Source organism: Oleiphilus sp. HI0066 (assembly GCF_001635725.1).
Genome location: NZ_LWFH01000078.1, coordinates 1 through 1,054, shown reverse-complemented (window position 1 = coordinate 1,054; position 1,054 = coordinate 1). Strand labels below are relative to the sequence as shown.

Sequence of the window (1,054 nt, the reverse complement as noted above, 5' to 3'; positions counted from 1 at the left end):
TTGCGGGGCATACTAGGCACGGTAAGCGAATATCCTTATTTGCTTTAACGATGAGTGAATCAGCAAGTTTGCTTAGTATGCGTAGATCTTGCTCAGTAGTCTGTGACGTAGAGCGATGTGAGCGTCAAAAGATATGGGTGTCACAAGATGTAGGTGTCAGCCCCCGCTTATTTACCCTGAACGATGCTCCTAAGGTTTTTTAGTGTATTGAAAGGCTGGTCTACAACAAATGCATTCGCTAACTACGCAGGAATATCTCCAGCAGGGTCAGCAGAGGTTTCACAGATGATGTGCAGCAAAGTGGGTGTTTCTCGTGTCAGCGTCCGGCCTCCAATTAGCTCCGTCACGCGCACGCAGTCTTGGTCGGGCACATCAGGTTCCACAAGTGCTGAAAACCTAACGACGGCCTTGTTTGAGTTTGTTTGCGAAACCTTCATTTTCAGAACGAAGTTGCGATTTGTGATGGGCCAAGGCACGCTTGTCTCTTGATAGACAATAATCTCGTTTTCAGAGACTTGCTCAATTATCTGGTTCTTTATGTATTCGTGTAGCCAATCATCTATGCTCTCTAAATTTTTTATCACCATTAATACGTCAGATAGTTGGGCAGTAATGTGCTTTTCACCACGGAATGCTTTGAAGTCTGAGCCTTCGATTTCATTTGTGAAAATCTTGATTCCATCGTTGCTCTTCTCTAGCTCCCAAGCATGAATTGAGGATATTGAGAACAGTAGCCATGAGATAAGAGTAAGTATTTGCATTTTGAGCCTTTTATTTCGAACAAAAAAAGGGAGTCAAAAGACTCCCCAAGCTTGCCATCATATAAGCCTAGAACGTATATGAGATACCTAACATGTAAATAGATGGATCGATATCAACATCAACGCTTGCTTTGACTTTACCAGCGTTACTATCGGTAGTGATCTCAGCCTTGGTGTCGATGTCTATCCAGTAGTAAGAGCCATTCAAATCAATGCTGTCAGTCAATACATAATCAAAGCCGGCATGAATAGCGACGCCGGTGCTGTCTTCCAATTCAATTTTTGTATTGCTT

3 protein-coding genes are annotated in these 1,054 nt (G+C 43.1%); 1 reads left to right on the top strand and 2 read right to left on the bottom strand.

Annotation, left to right across the window (positions count from 1 at the left end; genetic code table 11):
• The coding region (locus A3738_RS31760) for a hypothetical protein (RefSeq protein ID WP_231876492.1) at nucleotides 1–203 on the top strand (203 nt) is incomplete at its 5' end.
• A gap of 39 nt (nucleotides 204–242) precedes the next feature.
• Here A3738_RS31760 and A3738_RS01235 read toward each other — a convergent pair.
• Together A3738_RS01235 and A3738_RS01230 are read right to left on the bottom strand one after the other, a co-directional pair.
• Nucleotides 243–761 carry an START domain-containing protein gene (locus tag A3738_RS01235; RefSeq protein ID WP_068476298.1) on the bottom strand — a complete coding sequence of 173 codons (519 nt, stop codon included), beginning with the start codon at nucleotides 759–761 and terminating at the stop codon, nucleotides 243–245.
• A gap of 67 nt (nucleotides 762–828) precedes the next feature.
• The coding region (locus A3738_RS01230; RefSeq protein ID WP_304440052.1) for an OmpW family outer membrane protein at nucleotides 829–1,054 on the bottom strand (226 nt) is incomplete at its 5' end.